This is a genomic window from Pantoea sp. KPR_PJ, assembly GCF_041386365.1.
In the GTDB taxonomy this organism is placed as follows: domain Bacteria; phylum Pseudomonadota; class Gammaproteobacteria; order Enterobacterales; family Enterobacteriaceae; genus Pantoea.
In genome coordinates this window covers 1-21,544 of the sequence record NZ_JABMIK010000005.1, presented here as the reverse complement: position 1 = coordinate 21,544, position 21,544 = coordinate 1, and the positions used below count along the sequence as shown (strand labels likewise).

Here is a 21,544-nt window from a genome sequence, read left to right as displayed (position 1 = left end):
TTTTACTGCCCGCTGCTGCCGATCAGCTGCGGCGGCATAATCACATGCTGTACAGGAGCGTCTGGCGTACTGAGCCGTAAAAGCGTGCGGGCGGCCGCTGCCCGTCCTATTGCGCGCGCCGGATTACAGATAAAGGTCAGTGAGGGATCGGTCAGATTTGCCTGTAACTCATCACTGAACCCCACCAGCGCCATCGGCTGGACTCCATTGCTGTCAACGGCGGCTTGACGCAGCGCGTGTTCGCGGCGCAGCAGAGCAAGACAGCAACCCAGCGCCACGGGCGGGCTGCTGGCAATCACTGCCGTCAGGTGTGGATAGCGCTGTTGCAGGCGTGTGATGGCTGTACCCGCCGCCTGCGGGCTCTCGTCGCATTCAATAATCCACTCGGGATTAAAGGGCAAACCGTGCTGTATCAGCGTGGCGCAGTAGCCGCCGATACGCTCGGCGCGCGTCAGCGATGCGCCGCAGCCCCCCAGCCAGGCAATATGCTGATGCCCCTGACGGAGCAGGAATTCCGTTGCCATACGGCCGCCCAGCGCGTTATCCGGCCGAAGGCTGTCCGCGCCCTCCAGATAGCTGGCGCGCGAGGCGCAAATCAGCGGCACGCCCGGTGCCAGCGCGGCAGCATTGCGCGCATCGCCGCCCAGCACCACCGCGTCAACGCCCTGCGCTATCAGCGAGTCAAAGCAGCGCGTCAGGTGCTGCCCGTGGGCACCACTTTGCGTGAGAAGAACCGTTTTACCCTGTGCTTCCAGCGCTTCGCTCAGCCCGGCCGTCAATTCAGCATAGAAGCGCTGACTCAGATCCCGCACGATCACCCCGATCGTACCGCTGCTACCGCCACGCAGCGCGGCGGCGGATCGGTTGCGAACATAACCCAGCTGCGTAATGGCCTGATTCACGCGTTCAACTGTCGCTGAGGAGATGCGGCCTTTGCCCGACAGCACCAGCGATACCGTGGTGACAGAGACGCCGGCAGCGCTGGCGACCTCATTAATCGTGATTTTCTGCTGGGTCATGCTTAATGCCTGCGTAGTGAAATCCGGTAAGGTAAACACAAGGATAAAACGTTTAACCTGTTTGTAAATCTGAATCTTTCTGCTTAACAAATACCCTGCATAAAAATATAAAATCAGGTTAAACGTTTTATCAAAGACTTTACCTGGTAACACTCGCGGGCGCCTGATGAGCGCTGAGCCTCCTGACTTTCGCGTAATCTCTGGTCGACTAGGCTGACTGAAAGCGCCCGGGAGCAACCTGAGTTGAGTTGTGATTTGTGCAAACGCCCTCTCTCTCCCTGTCCGGCACGCCTGGATTTAATGCTGTGCAATTGCACAATCCGTGCCTGACGCGTCGCGCCTCTTCTGCGGACGGTGGATGCATGTAACATTGCTCAACGGTGCTCACATCGAACGAAGTGCCCTGCTGTGAGTGATGGCTCTCATGGCAAAAGGCCTGGACTGGCTGCGCTTTCGCTTAAAATCCCGGCAGAGGGGCCATGGCTTGCGCAAAGCGCTCGCTATGTTGCGCAAGATGTTTCTATAATGTTCTGCACTTTTATCCTGTCAGAGAGTGCAGCATGTTCGATTCCAGCCTTCCCGTTACCGATATTCACCGTCACCTTGATGGCAACATCCGCGCGCAAACCATTCTGGATTTAGGTCGCCAGTTTAATCTTGCCCTGCCCGCCTCCACGCTGGAGTCGCTGCGCCCGCACGTACAGGTAGTGGAAAACGAGCCCGATCTGGTGAGCTTTCTTAACAAGCTCGACTGGGGTGTTAAAGTGCTGGGCGATCTGGATGCCTGCCGCCGTATCGCGCTGGAGAATGTGGAGGATGCGGCGCGTGCCGGTATCCACTACGCCGAGCTGCGTTTTTCGCCAGGCTACATGGCGATGACCCACAATCTGCCGGTTGCCGGTGTGGTCGAAGCGGTGATCGACGGCATCAAGGCGGGCTGCCAGAAATATAATGTCGACGTGCGTCTGATTGGCATTATGAGTCGAACTTTCGGCGACGAAGCCTGCCTGCGCGAACTGGAGGGATTACTGGCGCACCGCGATCATATCACTGCGGTTGATCTGGCGGGCGATGAGCTGGGTTTCCCCGGCAGCGAGTTCCTCAGCCACTTTAACCAGGCACGCGATGCCGGTTTTCGCGTGACGGTCCATGCCGGAGAAGCAGCCGGTCCAGAGAGCATCTGGCAGGCTATTCGCGAGCTGGGAGCAGAGCGTATTGGCCATGGCGTAAAGGCAATTGAAGACCGCGCGCTGATGGATTTTCTCGCCGAGCACCGCATCGGCATTGAATCCTGCCTGACCTCCAATATCCAGACCAGCACCGTCTCCTCGCTGGCGCACCATCCGCTGAAGCAGTTCCTCGAGCACGGTATTCTGGCGACGCTCAACACCGACGACCCGGCGGTTCAGGGCATCGAACTGGCGCACGAATACCAGCACGCTGCACCGGCTGCCGGGCTGAGCGCGGCGCAGATCCGTCAGGCGCAGGAAAATGGCCTGACGATCGCCTTCCTGAGCGATGCGGAAAAAACCGCTATTCGTAATAAAGTTAAGGCGTAAAAAAGGCCGCTAATGCGGCCTCATCAACAAAAAGCCAGCCTGGTGCTGGCTTTTTGATTACTTCAGCGACAGCGTCTGACGCTTCTCGGCTGACTGCAGGCCCAGCTCGATCAGTTCCATTACCTGGATAGCCTCTTCCGCCGTAACGGGGTTATTACCGCGCCCGCTGACCGCATCACGGATCGCTGCATAGTAGGCGGGATAGTTACCCGGCTGCGTCATCAGCGTCTCTTCTTTGACGCCTTCCCCTTCTGCCAGCGTTAACACGCCGTCGCGCATGTCGTAGCCCCACTCTTCGCCCGGCGGAAAGTCACCCGCTTTGAGCCGATCTTCCTGCGGGTCGAGACCATATTTGACGTAGCTGCCGCGCGTGCCGTGCACGATGTAACGCGCAGACTCGGCGGCCACCAGCATGCTGGCATGCAACACAACACGGCGCTGCGGATAGGTCAGCGTGGCGTGGAAATAGTCTGTGGTCTGCGCACCCGGGCGCATCTCAGCCAAATCCACATTTATTGCCACCGGCGTACCAAACAGCTGCAATGCCTGATCCAGCAGGTGCGGGCCAAGATCGTACCAGATACCGCTGCCTGCGCCTTTCATTTCACGCCAGCGCTGACGCACTTCCGGGCGGAAGCGATCAAAATGTGACTCGAAATAGCGCACGTCACCCAGCGTGCCCTCTTTCAGCAGCTGTTTCAGCGTGAGGAAATCGCTGTCCCAGCGGCGATTGTGGAACACTGACAGCAGCAGACCTTTGGCCTTAGCCAACGCATCCAGCTCGCGCGCCTGTGACAACGTCACGGTAAAGGGTTTATCCACCACCACATGTTTACCGGCATTGAGTGCCGCTTTGGCCAGCGGGAAGTGGGTATCGTTAGGGGTAGGGATAACGATCAGATGAAGAGAAGGATCGTCTAACAGCGCCTGAGGCTCGGCCTCCACCTTGACCTGCGGCCAGTCGGCATGCACTTTCGCGGCGTCGCTGCTGGAGATAGCGGCCAGCTCAACGTCTGACGTACCGGCAATCAGCGGCGCGTGGAACGTCTTGCTGGCAAAGCCATACCCGATTAATCCAACACGAAGTTTGTCGCTCATTCTCACTCCTCTTATTCATATACCCGACTGATTTAAGACTATAGCCTGGGTTAGAACAAGCAGGAATCTCCCGAAAAATCAGGAGATAGCACTCTGTGTCAGTGCCCAGCCGGGTCCGGCCAGCAAGGTGTCCTGCGCATCCTGATTACGGCGGCGAAAGTCGCTGGGGCTGACGCCGACGCGTTTGCGAAACACCCGCGAAAAGTAGAGCTGATCGTCATAGCCCACCTCGCGCCCGACGCTGGCGATCGGTTCCTGCGTGGTTTGCAGCAGCAGCTTGGCACGGATCACGCGCTGGTCTTCGCGCCAGCGCAGCAGGTTAACCCCCATCTGTTCACGGAACAGGTGCGCAAGACGCGACGGTGACAAACAGACGTGACGCGCCACCTCTTCAATTTTCACTTCACTGGCCAGATGGTTGGTAACGTACTGACAGGCTTCGATGATCCGTGGATCGCGCACCTGCTGGTGGCTGCGCGGATCTTCCTCTACCGCGCGCAGTAGCAGGCGTTCCAGCAGGTTCATCGCCAGCTCTTCGGCAAAACGGCGGCCAGAGTTGTGAGTCTGTTCAATGCTGGCGAACAGACGGTCAAACTCGGCGCGCAGCGTATCATTAAGGTGCAGTCGTCCGACGCCTTCACGCGCATCCTGCCATTGTAGCCAGTCGTTCCAGTAGGCGCGCGGGCGAAAATAAACCCAGCGGTGGTGCCACTCCGGGCTGTCAGACGCGCGGCCATAGTAGTGCGGCGTTTTGGGCTGGAACAGCAGCATATCTCCCGGCAGACAGTCAAAGCCGTTCTCACCGTCGAACACCCGCCCTTTTCCTTTAATCGTGAGATTGAGAATAAAGCCTTTCATGCCGTGCGGACGATCGATAAAGAAATCGAGCGGGCCATCGGCAGAGATGGGTGTCAGCCCGGCGACCAGCCAGGCATTAAAGGGATAACCGGGCAACAGAGGATTTTGCTGCGCCGCTGTGGATTCACGGTGGTACATAACGTCCTCACTCAGTCTAAATAAGGGGACGCGCGGTGCCGGGCACCGCGCGTGGTTGACATCAGGCCTTATGCTTTTGCTTGTAGCGGTCGAAAATCACCGCCGCTAACAGTATCAGACCGCGTACGACGTACTGTGAGAATGGCGAGATATTCAATAAATTCATCGCATTTTCCACAGTGCCAAGGATCAGCACACCGGCTACCACATAGGAGATTTTGCCAATACCGCCTTTCAGCGACACGCCGCCCAGCACACAGGCAGAAATCACCACCAGCTCGTAGCCCAGGGAGGTCATCGGCTGGCCGCTGGTCATGCGCGAGGCCAGAATGATGCCCGCTGCCGCAGAGACCAGCCCGGAGAGAATAAAGATAATGATTCGGGTACGCACCACCGGCACCCCTGCCAGCCGCGCCGCTTCTTCATTCCCCCCTATAGCCAGCGTGTTGCGACCAAAGGTGGTTTTGTTCAGCAGGAAGCCAAAGATCAGCATGGTGGCGATAGTCAGCCAGATGGGTGCCGGTACGCCCAGCCAGTTAGCGAAGCCGAGGGTGAAAAAGCGCTCATCTTCGATACCCACCGCTTTGCCGTCGGAGAAGATATAGGCCAGGCCACGCACAATCTGCATGGTTGCCAGCGTGGTGATCAGGGCGTTGATTTTCAGACGCGCAATTACAAAGCCGTTAACAAAGCCGGTTGCGACACCAATCAGCAGACCGGCGAAGACGCCAATCCACAGGCTCTCGGTCATGTTGATCACCACGGCAGTGACGACGCCAGCGCAGGCGATAACCGACGCCACCGACAGGTCGAAATCGCCTGAGGCGAGACAGAACAACATGCCGCACGCGACCATACCGGACATCGACATCGCCAGGCCCAATCCTTTCATATTGATAAAGGAGCCAAAGTTAGGCACAAAAACGGCGCAGGCGATAAACAGCAGCGCGAACACCACCAGCATGCCAAAGTTATCCCAGATACGCCCAAAGCGCAGGCCGCTGCGCTGCTGAACCGGTGGCGTACCCGATGTGGTGGATGAAGACATAATTTACTCCTCGGTCAGGCCACAGCGGCCGCTTGGGTGATTTTGGGCATCGCCAGGCTCAGCGTCTGCTGCTCCGTGGCATCGTCATGCAGCAGTTCGCCTGCAATGGCACCTTCACGCATCACCACGATGCGATCGGCTAGCCCCATTACTTCGGGCAGGTCGCTGGAGGCAAACAGTACGGCAATTCCGTTGCTCGCCAGTTGATAGATCAGGTTGTAGATTTCATGTTTCGCGCCAACGTCAATGCCACGCGTCGGCTCATCCAGCAGGATCACTTTCATCTCTTCCGACAGCCAGCGGCCCAGAATCGCCTTCTGCTGGTTACCGCCTGACAGGTTCATGATCAGTTGTTCCGCATGAGGCGTCTTGATATTAAGCGAGCGAATGTGGCGGTCGGCGTTACGCGTCTCCCACTGGTTTTGGATCAGGCAGCCCGCGGTCAGGTTGTGCCGTCGTGCGCTGATGTTGATGTTGTCGCGCACCGAATGCACGGGAATGATCCCCTCCGACTTGCGGTCTTCCGGGCAGAGCATCACGCCTGCACGAATCGCATCAATCGGCTCACGCAGCTTCAGCACCTCGCCGTCGAGCAAAATTCGGCCGCCGCGCAGACGGGTCGCGCCAAAAATGCCTTTCATCAGTTCGCTGCGCCCGGCCCCCACCAGCCCAAACAGGCCCACAATTTCACCGGCGCGCACCTCCAGCGAAATCGGTTCACGTACGCCCTTCGCCTCTACTTTTTCCAGCACCAGACGCACCGGCCCGTGTGGACGCGGCGCATAACCATAGATGTCGCCGAGATTGCGTCCCACCATTGCCTGCACCAGATCGTCGTGGTGGGTCTGGGCCATATCGGTAAAGGTGCGCACGTAGCGACCATCTTTGAATACGGTGATGGCGTCGCTGAGAGCGAAGATCTCCTCCATGCGGTGTGACACATAGAGCACCACGCGGCCTTCCGCGCGCAGCTGGCGGATTACGCGGAACAGGTTGTCAATTTCACGCGCAGAGAGCGAACTGGTTGGCTCATCAAAAGCGATAATGCGTGCATTGCGCGCCAGCGCTTTAGCAATCTCCACCATCTGCCACTGCCCAAGCGACAAATATTTCAGCGGCATATCGGGATCGATATCCATGCCGAGATTTTTCAGCTGCAGACCCGCCTCATAACGCAGCAGCCTGCGATTCACCAGGCCGCGCCTGTGCGGGATCTGGCCGAGGTAGATATTCTCCGCCACGCTCATCTCCGGCACCAGGTGTAGCTCCTGATAGATAATGGCGACGCCCGCATCCAGCGCATCCCCGGTATTCTGGAAGCTGACCGGCTGGTTTTTGATGCGGATCTCCCCCCCGCTGGGCTGGTAGCTGCCGCTGAGGATCTTCAGCAGCGTGGATTTGCCCGCGCCATTCTCGCCCATCAGGGCATGTACTTCGCCACCGCGACACTCAAACGAGATATCCTGTAGCGCTTTTACGCCAGGAAAGGTTTTGCTGATGCCATGAAACGACAGAAAGGTTGGCTCGCTATTCATGGTAACTCCTCTGGGTTTACCGATAAGGTGCCACCGCAGACGCGGCGGCACGGTACGCGGGTTTACATCAACCCTTTCTTCGCCAGTTCAGTTTTAAAGTTGTCGCGGGTAATCAGCACCACGTCGGTGACTTCGGTGAATTTCGGCGGTTCTGCGCCTTTGCTCACCCACTCATAGAGCATCTGGCTGCTCTTGTAGCCATGCACGTCCGGGCTAGGCAGCAGCGAACCATAGAAACCGGTAGCCTTGTCTTTTGAAAGTTCGCTCACCGCGTCAACGCCGTTGATGCCAATGCCGATAACGTCAGCGGCCTTAAAGCCCTGACCTTCTGTGGCGCGTACGCCGCCCAGAACGGTGTTGTCATTCATGCCGACAATCAGCCAGTGTTTTACTTCAGGGTGCTGAACCAGCAGCGAGTTGCCTGCGTCAAACGCACCGGGGATGTCGTTGGATTTGGTGGGAACCTGATAAATCTGCGCTGCCGGGAAGCCCGCCGCTTTCAGTGCCTCCATCGAGCCGCCGGTACGACGACGCGCGGTGTCCAGTTCGTTGGCGGTAATCGCCATTACACCGGTCTCTTTGGCATTCCAGCCGCGTTTCTGCATCTCTTTATACAGCTCCTGCCCCTGGCGCTCGCCGATTTTGGTCGCAGCCATCATCACCAGCGGCACGCTCTCCATCGGCTTGCCTTTGGCATTAACAAACTGGTCATCGACGGCAATCACTTTCAGATCGTAACCACGCGCTTTCGCGACGATCGCGGAGCCGAGTTTTGGATCGGGCGTACAGATAACAAAACCTTTCGCGCCGCTGGCGGCCAGGCTGTCGATGGCGTTCAGGGTTTTTTCCCCATCGGGAATGGCGATTTTAATCACGTCAAAGCCCAGTTCCTTCCCGGCTTTATCGGCGAATTTCCATTCAGTCTGAAACCAGGGCTCTTCAGGCTGCTTGACCAGAAATCCCAGTTTCATGGTTTCGGCGATAGCGGAATGTGACATAACCGCTGCCAGGCCGATGGCCGCGAACGCTTTAGTGAATTTATGCATGATGCTCTCCGGAGCCAGGGTATTTTTCCCTGCTGTTAACGAATCGGTGTAAACGCTACCAGTCAATTTTCTTTTTTAGGTACAGATGAAAATCAGCGCGTTAGCACACCGAGTGAACAAAGGGTGCGCAAACGCTGGGCTAGTTGTAGCGGGAATAAGAGGGAAAAATGTAGAGCGGTATCACACCCTGAAATCACGGCAATTTGTTCCATATATTCAGCAATTTTAACCGCCGCTTAACTTCTGCCAGGGATCACAAAATCGCTGCCTATGGCAGAAAAGTGCATATTCTCAGCTATCGGGGAATAACGTTTCCTGCGTCGCCGCCACAGGATAAGGCGACGACTATTGATAACAGGAGATTTCCGATGCGTGCTGGAGCCATCACTCTGGGCCTCGACTTTGGCAGTGATTCGGTGCGTGCGCTGGCGGTAGAGTGCGACAGCGGCAGCGAGCTGAAAACCGCCGTGGTGAACTATTCGCGGTGGCAGCAGGGACTGTATAGCGATGCGCACAGCAACCGCTTTCGCCACCATCCCCTTGACTATATTGAGGCAATGGAACAGGCGCTGTCTGAGGTACTTAACGCGCTGACGCCAGCACAACGTGACAACGTCACTGGAATAGGCGTAGATACCACCGGTTCTACGCCGGCACCTGTTGATCGTGACGGCAACGTACTGGCGCTGCGACCTGAATTTGCTGATAACCCCAACGCGATGTTTGTTCTGTGGAAAGATCATACAGCGATTGAAGAAGCCGAAGCGATCAACCGGCTGTGCCGCAGCGGGCGCTTTACGGACTACAGCCGTTACATTGGCGGCATCTATTCCTCGGAATGGTTTTGGGCAAAAATTCTGCACATTTCACGCGCTGACGCTGCGGTGCGCGACGCTGCCGTCTCCTGGGTTGAGCTCTGCGACTGGGTGCCTGCCCTTCTGAGCGGCACCACTGCCCCCGCCAGCCTGCGCCGCAGCCGCTGTGCCGCAGGCCACAAGGCATTGTGGCACCCCGACTGGCAGGGCTTACCCGATCCCGACTTTCTAAATGCGCTGGACCCGCTGCTGACGCAGCAGCTTGACTCTCCACTGTTTACGGAGACCTGGACCGCCGACGTGCCGGTCGGCACGCTGAGCCCAGAATGGGCGCAACGCCTTGGCCTGACGCAGCGCGTCACCATTGCCGGTGGTGCATTTGACTGCCACATGGGCGCGGTGGGCGCAGGCGCGCAGCCCTATACGCTGGTCAAGGTGATCGGCACCTCAACCTGCGACATTTTGATAGCCGATGCGCAACGGGTGGGCGACCGCGCCATCAATGGCATTTGCGGGCAGGTCGACGGCAGCGTTATGCCGGGCGCGATCGGCTGTGAAGCGGGCCAGTCGGCGTTTGGCGACATCTATGCCTGGTTCAGCCGCCTGCTCGCCTGGCCGCTGCAGCAGGCGGCGGCACAGCACCCTGAGCTACAGCCCCAGCTGGCTGAACTGCAGCGCAGCCTGATCCGCCAGCTCACCGAAGCCTGGGCCGCCGATCCGCAGCTGGATCACCTGCCGGTGGTACTTGACTGGTTTAACGGACGTCGCACCCCTAACGCTAACCAGCGTCTGAAAGGGGTGATCACCGACCTCAATCTCGGCACCGACGCGCCCGCGCTGTTCGGCGGCCTGATCGCCGCCACCGCCTTCGGCGCGCGCGCCATTATGGAGTGCTTCGAACAGCAGCAGATCCCGGTAGAGAACATCCTGACGCTGGGTGGCATCGCGCGCAAATCACCCGCCATCATGCAGGCGTGCTGCGACGTGATGAACCGTCCACTGGATATTGTCGCCTCCGATGAGTGCTGCGCGTTAGGCGCGGCGATCTTCGCCGCCGTTGCCGCGGGCGTTTACCCCTCGGTGCCTGACGCGCAGAAAGCCATGGCCAGCCCGATTGCCGTCACGCTACAGCCCGACGCCACGCGCGTCGCGCGCTATCAGCAGCTTTACGAACGTTATCAATTCTGGTGCGCGGCGGCTGAGCCGCAGTATGCGTCGCGCCCCGCCAACGCTAATTGAGGAGTGGTTTTATGGATCAGTACAACGCGCACAGCGTATGGTTTGTGATCGGCACCCAGCATCTTTACGGCGCGGAGACCCTGCGTCAGGTGGAAGAGCACGCACGCCAGGTGGTTGAAGGGCTGAACGCCTCTTCCGCCTTACCGTTAAAGCTTATTGCCAAACCGCTGGTGAAATCACCGGATGAGGCGCTGGCGCTCTGCCGCGACGCCAGCCACGACGACAGCTGCGTCGGCATTATCACCTGGCTCCACACCTTCTCGCCCGCCAAAATGTGGATTGGCGGGCTCAGCGTGCTTAATAAGCCGCTGCTGCAGTTCCATACCCAGTTCAACGCCGAGATCCCGTGGGACGGCATCGATATGGACTTTATGAACCTCAACCAGACCGCGCACGGCGGCCGCGAGTTCGGCTTTATCGGCGCGCGCATGGGGCTACAGCACAGCGTCATCACCGGTCACTGGCAGGATGCGGCGAGCCAGCAGCGCATCGGCAACTGGATGCGCGCCGCCTTCGCGAAGCAGAGTAGCCAGCAGCTGAAGGTGGCGCGCTTCGGCGACAATATGCGCGAAGTGGCCGTTACCGAAGGGGATAAAGTCGCGGCGCAGATCCAGTTCGGCTACGCAGTGAACGGCTGGGGCGTCGGCGATCTGGTCGAGGTGATTAATCAGGTAAGCGACGGCGAGGTCAACGCGCTGATTGATGAGTATGAAAGCCTCTACCGCTTTAGCGATGTGGCGGCCAGCGGCGGCGAGAAGCGCCAGAACGTGCTCGACGCGGCGCGTATCGAGATTGGCATCAAGCGCTTCCTTGACGGCGAAGGCTGTAAAGCCTTTACCACCAACTTTCAGACGCTGCACGGAATGACGCAGCTTCCCGGTCTGGCGGTGCAGCGCCTGATGGGTCAGGGCTACGGTTTCGCCGGCGAAGGCGACTGGAAAACCGCTGCGCTGCTGCGCATTTTCAAAGTACTGGCAGGCGATCGTCCCGGCGGGACCTCTTTTATGGAGGATTACACCTACCACTTCTCGCCCGGCAACGATCTGGTATTAGGCTCGCACATGCTGGAAGTCTGCCCCTCTATCGCCAGGGAGGAGAAGCCGCTGATCGACGTGCAGTTCCTCGGCATCGGCGGCAAAGCCGATCCGGCGCGCCTGATTTTCTCTACGCCAGCCGGTCGTGCGGTAAATGCCAGCGTGATCGATATGGGCGATCGTTTCCGCCTGCTGGTAAACGTGGTGGATGCGATTGAGCAGCCGAAGCCGCTGCCGAAGCTGCCGGTTGCACGCGCGCTGTGGCGCGCCCAGCCGTCGCTGGCCACCGCGTCGGAGGCCTGGATTCTGGGCGGCGGCGCGCACCATACGGTGTTCAGCCAGGCGCTGACGCTGGAGGATATGTATCTCTACGGCGAAATGAACGATATCGAAGTACTGGTGATTGACGAGCATACGCGGCTGCCGGCGTTCAAGGACGCGCTGCGCTGGAACGAGGTGTATTACCGCTCGAAACGCTAGGCTGTGGTTTGAGAGAGATGCGCCGACTTTTACAGTCGGCGTTTCTTTTTTATGCCTGAGCTGCCGGGTCGGGAAGATGGGCAGTTTCGGAGGGACGCCGTAAAGACATCCCTGGCACCTTGCCTCACCGCATTCCGGGGACTCGCCCGCAAGCGGGCCAGGGCTATGCACCGTTCAAAACGTTCCCGGCGTTTTCGTCCATGGCTCCAGCACGTCACTCCACTGCTCATCCCGCCTCCTTAATGAAATGCTGTCTGGTTTGTTTAAGCCGCCATGAAAAGGCTCACACCTGCAGGTAAGTTCAGCCTGAAGAGCAGAGTGCCCGAGCCAGGATAGCGAGGCCGATGCGCTATCAGGCACTGAGCGCTATTCACACAGCGCTACCGTAGCCCGCAAGGGAAAGAGGGTATTGCTCGAAGAGCAACGCGTTCAGGCAAGGATGGCGAGGCCGATGTGCAGGGATGCGGGCATTCTTTGCGATCGGGCAATACCCTCTTTTACAGGGCACAGCATCACAGCCATGACGCTATCCCTTTTCACCCAACAAAAAAGCCGCCCGCAGGCGGCTTAGTCGAATCAAACCCTCAGGTCACTACCCGCTTCACCGGCGCATTTTTCTGCCGATCCCACATCACCGTCAGCAAACGCTGCAGCGCGATAAAGGCAAACAGCAGAATACCGATTGCGATCTTGGTCCACCAGGAGCTCAGCGTGCCGTCAAAGTTAATCCAGGTCTGAATCAGCCCCTGAATCAGCACGCCAAACAGCGTACCTAGCACGGTACCGACGCCGCCGGACAGCAGCGTACCGCCAATCACCACTGAGGCGATAGCATCCAGCTCCACGCCGAGCCCCGCCAGCGCATAGCCTGCCGAGGTATAAACAGAAAAGACAATGCCAGCCAGCGTTGCCAGCGTCGTCGACAGCATATAAATACGGATGGTTGTGGCACGCGTAGACACCCCCATTAACTGCGCCGACGTTACGCTGCCGCCGATGGCATAAACCTGATTACCAAAACGCGTGCGGTGCGCCAGAATGATGCCACCCACCACCACCAGCAGCATCACCAGCGCCAGCAGACTTAACCGCCCACCACCCGGTATCTTCCATGCCAGGCTGGAAAGCGTGGCATAAAGAGGATGATCGATCGGGATAGAGTTTTCCGACACCAGATAACTACAGCCGCGCAGGAAAAACATCCCGGCCAGCGTAATGATAAACGCCGGGATCTTCAGCGCGTCGATCAGCCAGCCCATCATGGCCCCGAACAGCGCGCCCGCCACCAGAATAATGGCAAACGCCAGCAGCGGATGAATATGAAGGTCGCCGATGACGCGCGCCAGAAACACGCCGGTAAAGGCAATAACTGCCCCCACCGACAGATCAATGCCACCGGAGAGAATGACAAAGGTCATGCCAACAGCAATAATGCCCAGGAAAGCGTTATCGGTCAGAATATTGCAGATGACTCGCGTGGAGGCGAAGCCAGGAAACTGACTCAGACAGAACAGGTAACCCGCGATAAACACCAGTAGCGTAATCATCAGGGGAAGATGACGTTTAATCATTGAGAGCCTCTCCGTTTCAACAGCGCCAGAAAGCGCGGTGACTGGATCAAAAGCACGCACATCACCACAATCGCCTTCACCACCTGATTGAGCTCTGGCGGAAAGCCCGACAGCAAAATCCCGGTATTCATCGCCTGAATAATCAGTGCGCCAATCAGCGACAGCACCAGATTGAAGCGTCCCCCCATCAGCGAAGCCCCACCAATGACCACGGCCAGAATCGCGTCCAGCTCCAGCCATAACCCGGCGTTATTAGCATCCGCGCCGCGAATATCAGCCGTGACGATTAATCCGGCCACCGCCGCGCATAGCCCGCTTATCACATAGGTGGACATCACCACCAGCCAGCCGTTAACGCCCGCATTGCGCGCCGCACGCAGGTTAATCCCCACCGCCTCAATAAAAAGCCCAAGCGCCGTCTTGCGCGTCAGCAGCCACACCAGCACAGCGACGGCCAGAGTAATCCATACCGGCACCGGCAGCAGCCAGAGCGAACCGCTGCCCAGTCTTGCCAGCGTCGCACTGTCAAAGGTGACGATTTGCCCCTGAGTGATCAGCTGCGCTATACCGCGCCCCGCCACCATCAAAATCAGCGTGGCGACAAACGGCTGGATGCGCAACAGCGCCACCAGCACGCCGTTCCATAGCCCACACAGCAGCCCCGCGCCGAGCGCCGACATGATTACCACGATCGGACTGTGTCCCGCCACGGTCAGCGTAGCCGCCGTCGCACCGGCAATCGCCATCACCGCGCCCACAGAGAGATCGATACCGCCAGTGGCGATCACCAGCGTCATCCCTGTTGCCAGCAGCGCAACCGGCGCAGCGCGGTTAAGAATATCGATTGGGCTGCCAAACAGTCGCCCATCCTGTAGATGCACCGCAAAAAAATTACTGGCGACCAGGCTGTCTACCAGCAGCACCAGAATCAGCGCAGCGATCTGGGGCAAACCTGAGGGTAGCCGAAATTTACGTCGCTCAGACTTAGTCATATGGGATTCAAGCATGTTGTGCCCCTCCGTCCGCAATGGCGTTAACAATCGAAGCCACTGAGAGCTGCTCAAGCGGGATCTCGGCCACCTGCTTCAGGTCACGCATAATCAGCACGCGATCGGCGTAGCCCACCAGCTCTTCCAGCTCAGAAGAGATGACCAGCAGCGCCAGCCCGTCGGCGCACAAGGACTCAATCAGGCGAATGATTTCGGCGTGTGCGCCCACATCAATACCGCGCGTCGGCTCGTCGAGGATAAGAAACTGAGGTTTGGTGACCAGCCAGCGCGACAGCAGCACCTTCTGCTGGTTACCACCGGACAGCAGCTCAATCGGCTGCTCGGCATGCGGTGTACGAATGCCGAGGCTTTTAATAAAACGCTCGGCTATCGCCTGCTGCTCGCGGCGCTTAATCGGCCGCAGCCAGCCGCGCTGCGCCTGAAGCGCCAGGATAATGTTTTCACGCACCGAGGCCGCACCAATAATTCCGTCGGTTTTACGATCCTCCGGACAGAAGCCAATACCAAGACGCGACGCCTTTGCCGGGGAGCGAATCGTCTGCGGTTTTCCTTTGATGGTGGCCGTTCCGCGATCGGGACGACGAACGCCAAACAGCACCTCAGCCATTTCAGTACGGCCAGAGCCAAGCAGCCCCGCCAGCCCCACCACTTCACCTGGGCGAACCTCAAGGCTAAAAGGCTCAATGGTGCCCTTTTTACCGTAGTCGTGAAACGCAGCCACCGGCTGATTGCTACGCAGCGTGCTGCCCTGGCGTTGCAGCGCCGTTTCCAGCAGCTCACGGCCCAGCATCAGCTTGATAAGCTCAATCTGCGGCAGCGTCGCGGTCTCACGCGTGGCGATAAACTGGCCGTTGCGCAGAACCGTAATACGATCGGTAATGCGGTAGACCTGGTCGAGGAAGTGGGTCACGAAAATCAGGCTCATTCCTTTGGCTTTGAGCTGTGCCATCAGGGTAAACAGCATCTCCACTTCGCTGGCGTCAAGGCTGGCGGTGGGCTCATCCAGGATCAGCACCTGCGCCGAGAGGTCGACTGCACGGCAGATAGCGATGATTTGCTGCATCGCCACCGAATAGTGTCCCAGGGGGCGCGTGACGTCGAGGATAAACCCGTAGTTGCGCATCAGCGCATCGGCATCGCGTACCATACGCCGCCGATCGATCATACCGAAGCGGCGCGGCTCACGTCCGATAAACAGGTTATCGGCTACCGACATATTCGGCAGCATATTAACTTCCTGATAAACCGTACCGATGCCCATCTCTTGCGCATCGGCGGTGCTGCGCGGCGCGATAGTTTTGCCGTTGAGCATCAGCGTTCCCGCATCGCGGCTGTAGACCCCGGTCAGCACCTTAATCAGCGTCGATTTACCTGCGCCATTCTCGCCCAGCAGCGCCATAATCTCTCCCTTGCGCACGCTAAACGACACGTTATCCAGGGCTTTGACGCCGGGAAAGCCTTTACTGACGCCGCTGATGGTTAGCAGCGCATCGTCGTTGTGCCTGATCATCTTGTCAGCTCCGCCTTAACTATAAAAAGCCGCTCCGGAGAGCGGCCTGCGGCTCAGTAACCCATACCTTTTTTGGTGTCCAGCTGTGCCTGCGCATCGGCAGGCAGATAGAGCCGGGATTCCGTTTTGGTGATCTTCGGCGGCAGCGTGCCGTCTTTTTTGAATTTCTCCAGGGCATCAAAGGCCGGGCCTGCCATGTCAGGCGTCAGCTCAACGTTGGCATTGGCTTCGCCCGCCAGCATCGCTTTATAAATGTCCGGCACGCCGTCGATAGAGCCGGTCAGAATATCTTTGCCCGGTTTCAGGCCGGCTTCCTTGATGGCCTGGATGGCACCGATGGCCATATCGTCGTTATGCGCATAAACCATGCAGATGTTCTTGCCGTTGTTTTCGGCCTTGATAAAGCTCTCCATCACCTCTTTACCCTTACTGCGGGTAAAGTCTCCGGACTGCGAGCGGATCACTTTAATGTTCGGATGGCCCGCGATCGCTTCAGCGAAACCTTTTTTACGGTCAATAGCGACGCTGGCACCTACCGTGCCCTGCAGTTCAACGACGTTACACGGTTTGTTACCGACGGTTTTAACCAGCCAGTCACCGATCAACTTGCCTTCCAGCACGTTATCTGCGGTCACCACTGTCATATAGAGCGATTTGTCTTTCACCACGATGGCGCGGTCGAGGAGGAACACCGGGATCTTCGCATCTTTGGCTTCTTCCAGTACCGGTTCCCAGCCCGTCTGCACGACCGGCGCAATAAAAATGGCATCGACACCCTGAGCAATAAACGAGCGAACCGCCTTGATCTGGTTCTCCTGTTTCTGCTGGCCGTCAGCAATTTTCAGCGTGATGCCACGCTTCGCCGCTTCACTTTTTGCTACGTTAGTTTCTGCTGAACGCCAGCCGGATTCAGAACCAACCTGAGAGAAGCCGACGGTCAGATCGGCGGCGATAACCGGCGCGGTGAACGCGGTGCTGACCAGGGTGGCCAAAAGTAAACGTTTCCACATAGTTTGCATTCCTCTGAAGGGCGTTTGCGAGTAAGGGTAAAGAGCCCGTTTAGCCTGGCGTAAAAACGGTAAAATAAGGGCGACGCGCTTCACAAATTAGTTAAAATTAAAGGAGTTACGTGAAAGCAAACGCGAAGATTAAGGTATCATGCATGGACAAAATAACTGTCTTTTAAAATAAGGCTGGTTAAATAAATGTAATAAAGAGAATCGCTTATGAAATATAACCCTGAAAGCGATTACAGTAATACGCACTCAATGGTCATTCTCCGGCCACATACAGGAAATAATAAAACTGTGACTACCCGCACAATCGCCTTCACCTGACAGCCAGCCCTGATGAATGTGCTCCTGATGCCGGTATTTCGCATGCACCTGTTTCGATTCATTGGCCGCCCTGGCACCAAAACAGACTTCACCACCGAGGTTAATAACGCTTAATGACCTTAAACCCGGCCATTTTTGAGCAGTTAACCAGGGAAAATGTTCAGCCGTGATTTGGATAACGTGTAATGCTGTCACCGCCTGTTTTCAGCAGTGACAGGAGCAGCCAGTGCTGAGGCAGCGAAAAAATTATTATCAACAAAACCAAAAGTGCTGTTTTTACTCTTTTCGCTGCGTGATGATAGAAATTTCGCCACTTTATTCATAAGTCACTAGACAGTATGCGGCGGCTCCCTATACTGGGCGCTTCTTTGTACTTTTATTCATGACAACTATGACCGCGCAAGATTACCTGCTTAAATTTCGCAAAGTGAATAATCTGGAAAGCCTCGAAAAACTTTACGACCACCTCAACTACTCCATCAACGATGACAAAGACCTGATCAATATGTACCGTGCGGCCGATCATCGCCGTGCAGAGCTGGCGTCCGGTGGTCGGTTGTTTGATCTCGGCTGCGTGCCCAAAACGGTATGGCATTACGTCGTGTGATCCTGCGTGATTAACGGGCCTTCTCAGGATGCGAGCAGGCCTGAACCAGACATGATATCCTCTTCCGCTTTCCTTGCTGCAACAGGAACATCTCGATGAATCAACTGGATACCGCCCCGCGCCTTGGCGGCTGGCTGCTTGTTCCGCTCGCCTGGCTAATTATGACTATGCTGACCAGCGCCATGCTGCTGGCCATGTATCTCAGCCCGCTGTTCAACTCGGAATGGCGTACCACGCTGTTTTCGCACCAGGGTATGCTGGTGACCAACTGGGCGATCTCCCTGCTGACGGCGCTCGCGGTCTGGCTCTATAGCCTGTGGGTCTGCTGGATTTTCTGTAAGCGGTCGCGTCGACTGCCCCGCCACTACATTATCTGGCTGCTGGTTACGCTGCTGCTGGCGCTAAAGACGTTTGCTTTGACGCCGGTTTCTGACGGCAAGGCGGTACAGACGCTGCTGCTGACGCTGCTGGCCGCTGCGGTTTTCGTGCCCTACTTCAAGCGTTCTCAGCGGGTAAAAGCGACCTTCACTCAGCCCTAACGCTGTGAGTTTCGTCAATAATTTAATTCTGAGTGCGATAGCGCCCACTGTCGTTCGTACAGTGGTTGAGATAGTGGCACAGATCACAGATAATGGGCCGCTTTCCAAATCAATGGCGAAAAAATGACCGATTATCTGCTGCTGTTTGTTGGCACTGTGCTGGTGAACAACTTTGTTCTGGTGAAGTTTCTTGGCCTTTGCCCCTTTATGGGCGTTTCCAAAAAACTGGAGACGGCAATTGGCATGGGTCTCGCTACCACATTTGTGATCACCCTGGCCTCGATTTGCGCCTGGCTGGTCAATCACCTGATTCTTGTGCCGCTGGATCTGGTTTATCTGCGTACGATGGCTTATATCCTGGTGATTGCCGTTGTCGTGCAGTTCACTGAAATGGTGGTGCGCAAAACCAGCCCGTCGCTCTATCGTCTGCTCGGCATCTTTTTGCCCTTGATTACCACTAACTGTGCGGTACTCGGCGTGCCACTGCTGAGCGTTAACCTCAACCACACGTTTTTGCAGGCGGCCCTTTATGGCTTCAGTGCCTCGCTGGGCTTTTCACTGGTAATGGTGTTATTCGCCGGTATGCGTGAGCGCCTGGTGCTGGCTAACGTCCCTGCCCCGTTCAAAGGCTCTTCCATTGCGCTGGTCACGGCTGGCCTGATGGCGCTGGCATTTATGGGCTTTACCGGTCTGGTGAAATTCTGATGAGTGCGATCTGGATTGCTATTATCGTATTGAGCGCGCTGAGCCTGGTGTTCGGCGCGCTGCTTGGCTATGCCTCACGCCGTTTTGAAGTCGAAGAAGACCCCATCGTTGAGCAGATCGATGAGTTGCTGCCGCAAAGTCAGTGTGGCCAGTGCGGCTACCCTGGCTGTCGCCCCTATGCAGATGCCGTAGGCAACAACGGCGAGGCGATCAACAAATGTGCGCCAGGTGGCGAACAGACCATGCTGAAGCTGGCAGCGCTGCTTAACGTCGATCCCCAGCCGATTGACGGTGACGAAACGGCAAAAGAGCCGGTGCGCACCGTCGCCTGGATAGATGAAGAGAACTGCATCGGCTGCACCAAATGTATTCAGGCCTGTCCGGTTGATGCCATCGTCGGGGCAACGCGCGCGATGCACACCGTTTTGAGTGACGTCTGTACCGGGTGCGATCTCTGTGTGGCGCCCTGTCCTACCGACTGCATTGAGATGCGTCCAGTGGCCACCACAACGGCGAACTGGAAATGGAATCTCGACACTATTCCTGTACGGGTGATCCCGGTAGAAAGTCATGCTTAATCTGTTAAATATCTTTCGTAAAGAGAAGCTGTGGGATTTCCAGGGCGGCATCCATCCGCCGGAAATGAAAACTCAGTCTAACGGCACACCGCTGAGCCAGCTGCCGCTGCCCGACCGTTTTATTATTCCGCTGAAGCAGCACATCGGCCATGAAGGCGAGATCTGCGTGGCACCGGGCGATCGCGTGCTGCGCGGCCAGCCGCTGACCTTTGGTAACGGCCGGATGCTGCCCGTTCATGCGCCCACGTCCGGCACCATTGACGCGATTGCGCAGCATATGACTGCGCATCCATCCGGTCTGTCAGAGCTCTGCATCTTTATGTCTCCTGATGGCGAAGATCGCTGGCAGACGCTGGCACCAATGGTAGATTACCGCCAGCGCGAGCGCAGCGAAATTGTTCAGCGCATCCATGATGCAGGCGTTGCCGGTCTCGGCGGCGCAGGCTTTCCGACCGGCACAAAACTGCGCGGCGGACTGCGCGGCGTGAAGACCCTGATAATCAATGCCGCCGAGTGCGAGCCCTATATCACCGCTGACGACCGCCTGATGCAGGATTACGCTGCAGAGGTGCTGGAAGGGAGCCGTATTCTTGCCTGGGTACTGCAGGCGGAACGGGTGCTGATTGGCATCGAAGATAACAAGCCGGAGGCGATTGCCGCGCTGAAGCAGGCGCTGGGCGGTGAACGCGATCTGCATATCCGCGTGATCCCCACGAAATACCCCTCCGGCGGCGCAAAACAGCTGACAAAAATTCTTACCGGAATGGAAGTACCGCATGGCGGACGCTCCACCGACATTGGCGTACTGATGCAGAATGTGGGAACCGCCTGGGCAGTTAAACGCGCCGTGATCGACGGCGAGCCGCTGACCGAACGCGTGGTCACCCTGACCGGCGAGGCGATTGCACAGCCGCGCAACGTCTGGAGCCGAATCGGTACGCCCATCAGCCACCTGCTGCATCAGGTTGGCTTTACGCCCGCTGCACGTCAGATGGTGATTATGGGTGGCCCGCTGATGGGCTTTACCCTGCCGTCGCTTGACGTGCCGGTTGTCAAAATCACCAACTGTATTCTTGCTCCCTCCGCCAGCGAAATGGGCAACAACGATGAGGAGCAGCCCTGCATTCGCTGCTCCGCCTGCGCGGATGCCTGCCCGGCGAAGCTGCTGCCGCAGCAGCTTTACTGGTACAGCCAGGGGGGCGATCACGATAAAGCACGTGCGCACCATATCGATGACTGCATAGAGTGCGGCGCCTGTGCCTATGTCTGTCCCAGCAATATTCCGCTGGTGCAGTACTATCGCCAGGAGAAAGCGGAGCTGCGCGCCATCGACCTGGAGGCGAAGCGAACCGCTGAGGCCAAGGCGCGTTTCGAGGCGCGCCAGGCGCGTCTGGAGCGAGAAAAGCTGGCGCGCGAAGCCAAACATGAACAGGCGAAGCAGCGCGTTGCGCGCAGCGACGAAGGTGAGCTGGCGGCTGCACGCGCACGCGTGATGGCGAAGCGACAGGCAGCAGGCGAAGTGGATCCTGCGGTAGAGGAAGCCCAGCGTGAGGCTCGTCATGCTCAGGCGCATTTACGTCAGGCTGAAGCGCAGTCGGAAACCCAGGCGCTAAGCCGTCAGGCTACCGATCCGCGCAAAGCGGCTGTTGAAGCAGCGATTGCACGCGCCAGAGCGAAGAAAACCGTGCCGGCGCAGGCAGCGGCCCCGCAGCCTGAAACGGAAACATCGCAGCCTGCGGATGCCGCGGTTGAAGCCGCCATCGCCCGCGCTAAAGCGAAGAAAGCCGCCGCGGCGCAGGCAGCGGCCCCGCAGCCTGA

18 protein-coding genes are annotated in these 21,544 nt (G+C 57.8%); 8 read left to right on the top strand and 10 right to left on the bottom strand.

Translation table 11 applies throughout. The features are described from left to right. Nucleotides 1–2 precede the first annotated feature (2 nt). Nucleotides 3–1,019, bottom strand: a complete 1,017-nt coding sequence (gene malI / locus HP564_RS12285) for a Mal regulon transcriptional regulator MalI (RefSeq protein ID WP_371243397.1) — start codon at nucleotides 1,017–1,019, stop codon at nucleotides 3–5. A gap of 560 nt (nucleotides 1,020–1,579) precedes the next feature. Here malI and add point away from each other — a divergent pair. Next, nucleotides 1,580–2,578 (top strand): adenosine deaminase, encoded by a 999-nt coding sequence (gene add / locus HP564_RS12280; RefSeq protein ID WP_371243395.1) that lies wholly within the window; start codon nucleotides 1,580–1,582, stop codon nucleotides 2,576–2,578. 57 nt (nucleotides 2,579–2,635) lie between these two features. On the opposite strand, the gene HP564_RS12275 is transcribed toward add, so the two are convergent. The 5 genes from HP564_RS12275 to HP564_RS12255 all read right to left on the bottom strand — a co-directional run bounded on the left by HP564_RS12275 (nucleotide 2,636) and on the right by HP564_RS12255 (nucleotide 8,301). Further along, the gene (locus HP564_RS12275; RefSeq protein ID WP_371243393.1) at nucleotides 2,636–3,676 is read right to left on the bottom strand and encodes an oxidoreductase; all 1,041 of its coding nucleotides are present in this window, start codon (nucleotides 3,674–3,676) and stop codon (nucleotides 2,636–2,638) included. 78 nt (nucleotides 3,677–3,754) lie between these two features. Continuing rightward, nucleotides 3,755–4,672: an arabinose operon transcriptional regulator AraC gene (araC, locus tag HP564_RS12270; protein ID WP_371243391.1), complete on the bottom strand. Its 918-nt coding sequence runs from the start codon at nucleotides 4,670–4,672 to the stop codon at nucleotides 3,755–3,757. 61 nt (nucleotides 4,673–4,733) lie between these two features. Beyond that, entirely contained in the window at nucleotides 4,734–5,720 is a 987-nt protein-coding gene (gene araH / locus HP564_RS12265) for an L-arabinose ABC transporter permease AraH (RefSeq protein WP_371243389.1), read from the bottom strand. A 14-nt stretch (nucleotides 5,721–5,734) separates the two neighbouring features. Next, nucleotides 5,735–7,255, bottom strand: coding sequence for an L-arabinose ABC transporter ATP-binding protein AraG (araG, locus tag HP564_RS12260; protein WP_371243387.1), 1,521 nt, complete (start codon nucleotides 7,253–7,255; stop codon nucleotides 5,735–5,737). Between the two features lie 62 nt (nucleotides 7,256–7,317). Continuing rightward, nucleotides 7,318–8,301: an arabinose ABC transporter substrate-binding protein gene (locus HP564_RS12255; protein ID WP_371243385.1), complete on the bottom strand. Its 984-nt coding sequence runs from the start codon at nucleotides 8,299–8,301 to the stop codon at nucleotides 7,318–7,320. Between the two features lie 368 nt (nucleotides 8,302–8,669). Here HP564_RS12255 and HP564_RS12250 point away from each other — a divergent pair, with 368 nt between their 5' ends. Next, nucleotides 8,670–10,355, top strand: coding sequence for a ribulokinase (locus tag HP564_RS12250; RefSeq protein WP_371243383.1), 1,686 nt, complete (start codon nucleotides 8,670–8,672; stop codon nucleotides 10,353–10,355). An 11-nt stretch (nucleotides 10,356–10,366) separates the two neighbouring features. Then, nucleotides 10,367–11,869, top strand: a complete 1,503-nt coding sequence (gene araA, locus HP564_RS12245; RefSeq protein ID WP_371243381.1) for an L-arabinose isomerase — start codon at nucleotides 10,367–10,369, stop codon at nucleotides 11,867–11,869. A 584-nt stretch (nucleotides 11,870–12,453) separates the two neighbouring features. Here araA and yjfF read toward each other — a convergent pair. Genes yjfF through ytfQ form a run of 4 tightly spaced genes read right to left on the bottom strand, consistent with a single transcriptional unit; the run spans nucleotide 12,454 to nucleotide 16,970 of the window. Beyond that, nucleotides 12,454–13,440 (bottom strand): galactofuranose ABC transporter, permease protein YjfF, encoded by a 987-nt coding sequence (gene yjfF / locus HP564_RS12240; RefSeq protein ID WP_371243379.1) that lies wholly within the window; start codon nucleotides 13,438–13,440, stop codon nucleotides 12,454–12,456. Beyond that, nucleotides 13,437–14,447, bottom strand: coding sequence for a galactofuranose ABC transporter, ATP-binding protein YtfT (gene ytfT / locus HP564_RS12235; protein WP_371243377.1), 1,011 nt, complete (start codon nucleotides 14,445–14,447; stop codon nucleotides 13,437–13,439). Before ytfT ends, yjfF begins: the two co-directional genes overlap by 4 nt. After that, entirely contained in the window at nucleotides 14,440–15,960 is a 1,521-nt protein-coding gene (locus tag HP564_RS12230) for a sugar ABC transporter ATP-binding protein (RefSeq protein ID WP_371243375.1), read from the bottom strand. The genes ytfT and HP564_RS12230 overlap by 8 nt, the downstream gene beginning before the upstream one ends. 53 nt (nucleotides 15,961–16,013) lie before the next feature. Beyond that, nucleotides 16,014–16,970, bottom strand: a complete 957-nt coding sequence (gene ytfQ, locus HP564_RS12225; RefSeq protein ID WP_371243373.1) for a galactofuranose ABC transporter, galactofuranose-binding protein YtfQ — start codon at nucleotides 16,968–16,970, stop codon at nucleotides 16,014–16,016. Nucleotides 16,971–17,688: 718 nt separating this feature from the next. Here ytfQ and ydgT point away from each other — a divergent pair. From ydgT to rsxC, 5 genes are all read left to right on the top strand, one after another. Then, nucleotides 17,689–17,904: a transcription modulator YdgT gene (gene ydgT / locus HP564_RS12220; RefSeq protein ID WP_371243371.1), complete on the top strand. Its 216-nt coding sequence runs from the start codon at nucleotides 17,689–17,691 to the stop codon at nucleotides 17,902–17,904. Nucleotides 17,905–17,999: 95 nt separating this feature from the next. Then, a complete protein-coding gene (locus tag HP564_RS12215) occupies nucleotides 18,000–18,443 on the top strand; it encodes a DUF2569 domain-containing protein (RefSeq protein ID WP_371243369.1) in 444 nt (147 codons plus the stop codon). A 123-nt stretch (nucleotides 18,444–18,566) separates the two neighbouring features. Then, on the top strand, nucleotides 18,567–19,148 hold the full coding sequence (gene rsxA, locus HP564_RS12210; RefSeq protein WP_033747388.1) for an electron transport complex subunit RsxA: 582 nt from the start codon (nucleotides 18,567–18,569) through the stop codon (nucleotides 19,146–19,148). Continuing rightward, nucleotides 19,148–19,726, top strand: coding sequence for an electron transport complex subunit RsxB (rsxB, locus tag HP564_RS12205; RefSeq protein ID WP_371243368.1), 579 nt, complete (start codon nucleotides 19,148–19,150; stop codon nucleotides 19,724–19,726). The genes rsxA and rsxB overlap by 1 nt, the downstream gene beginning before the upstream one ends. Then, nucleotides 19,719–21,544: electron transport complex subunit RsxC (rsxC, locus tag HP564_RS12200; protein WP_371243367.1), on the top strand; the 1,826-nt coding region annotated here is incomplete at its 3' end. The genes rsxB and rsxC, both read left to right, overlap by 8 nt.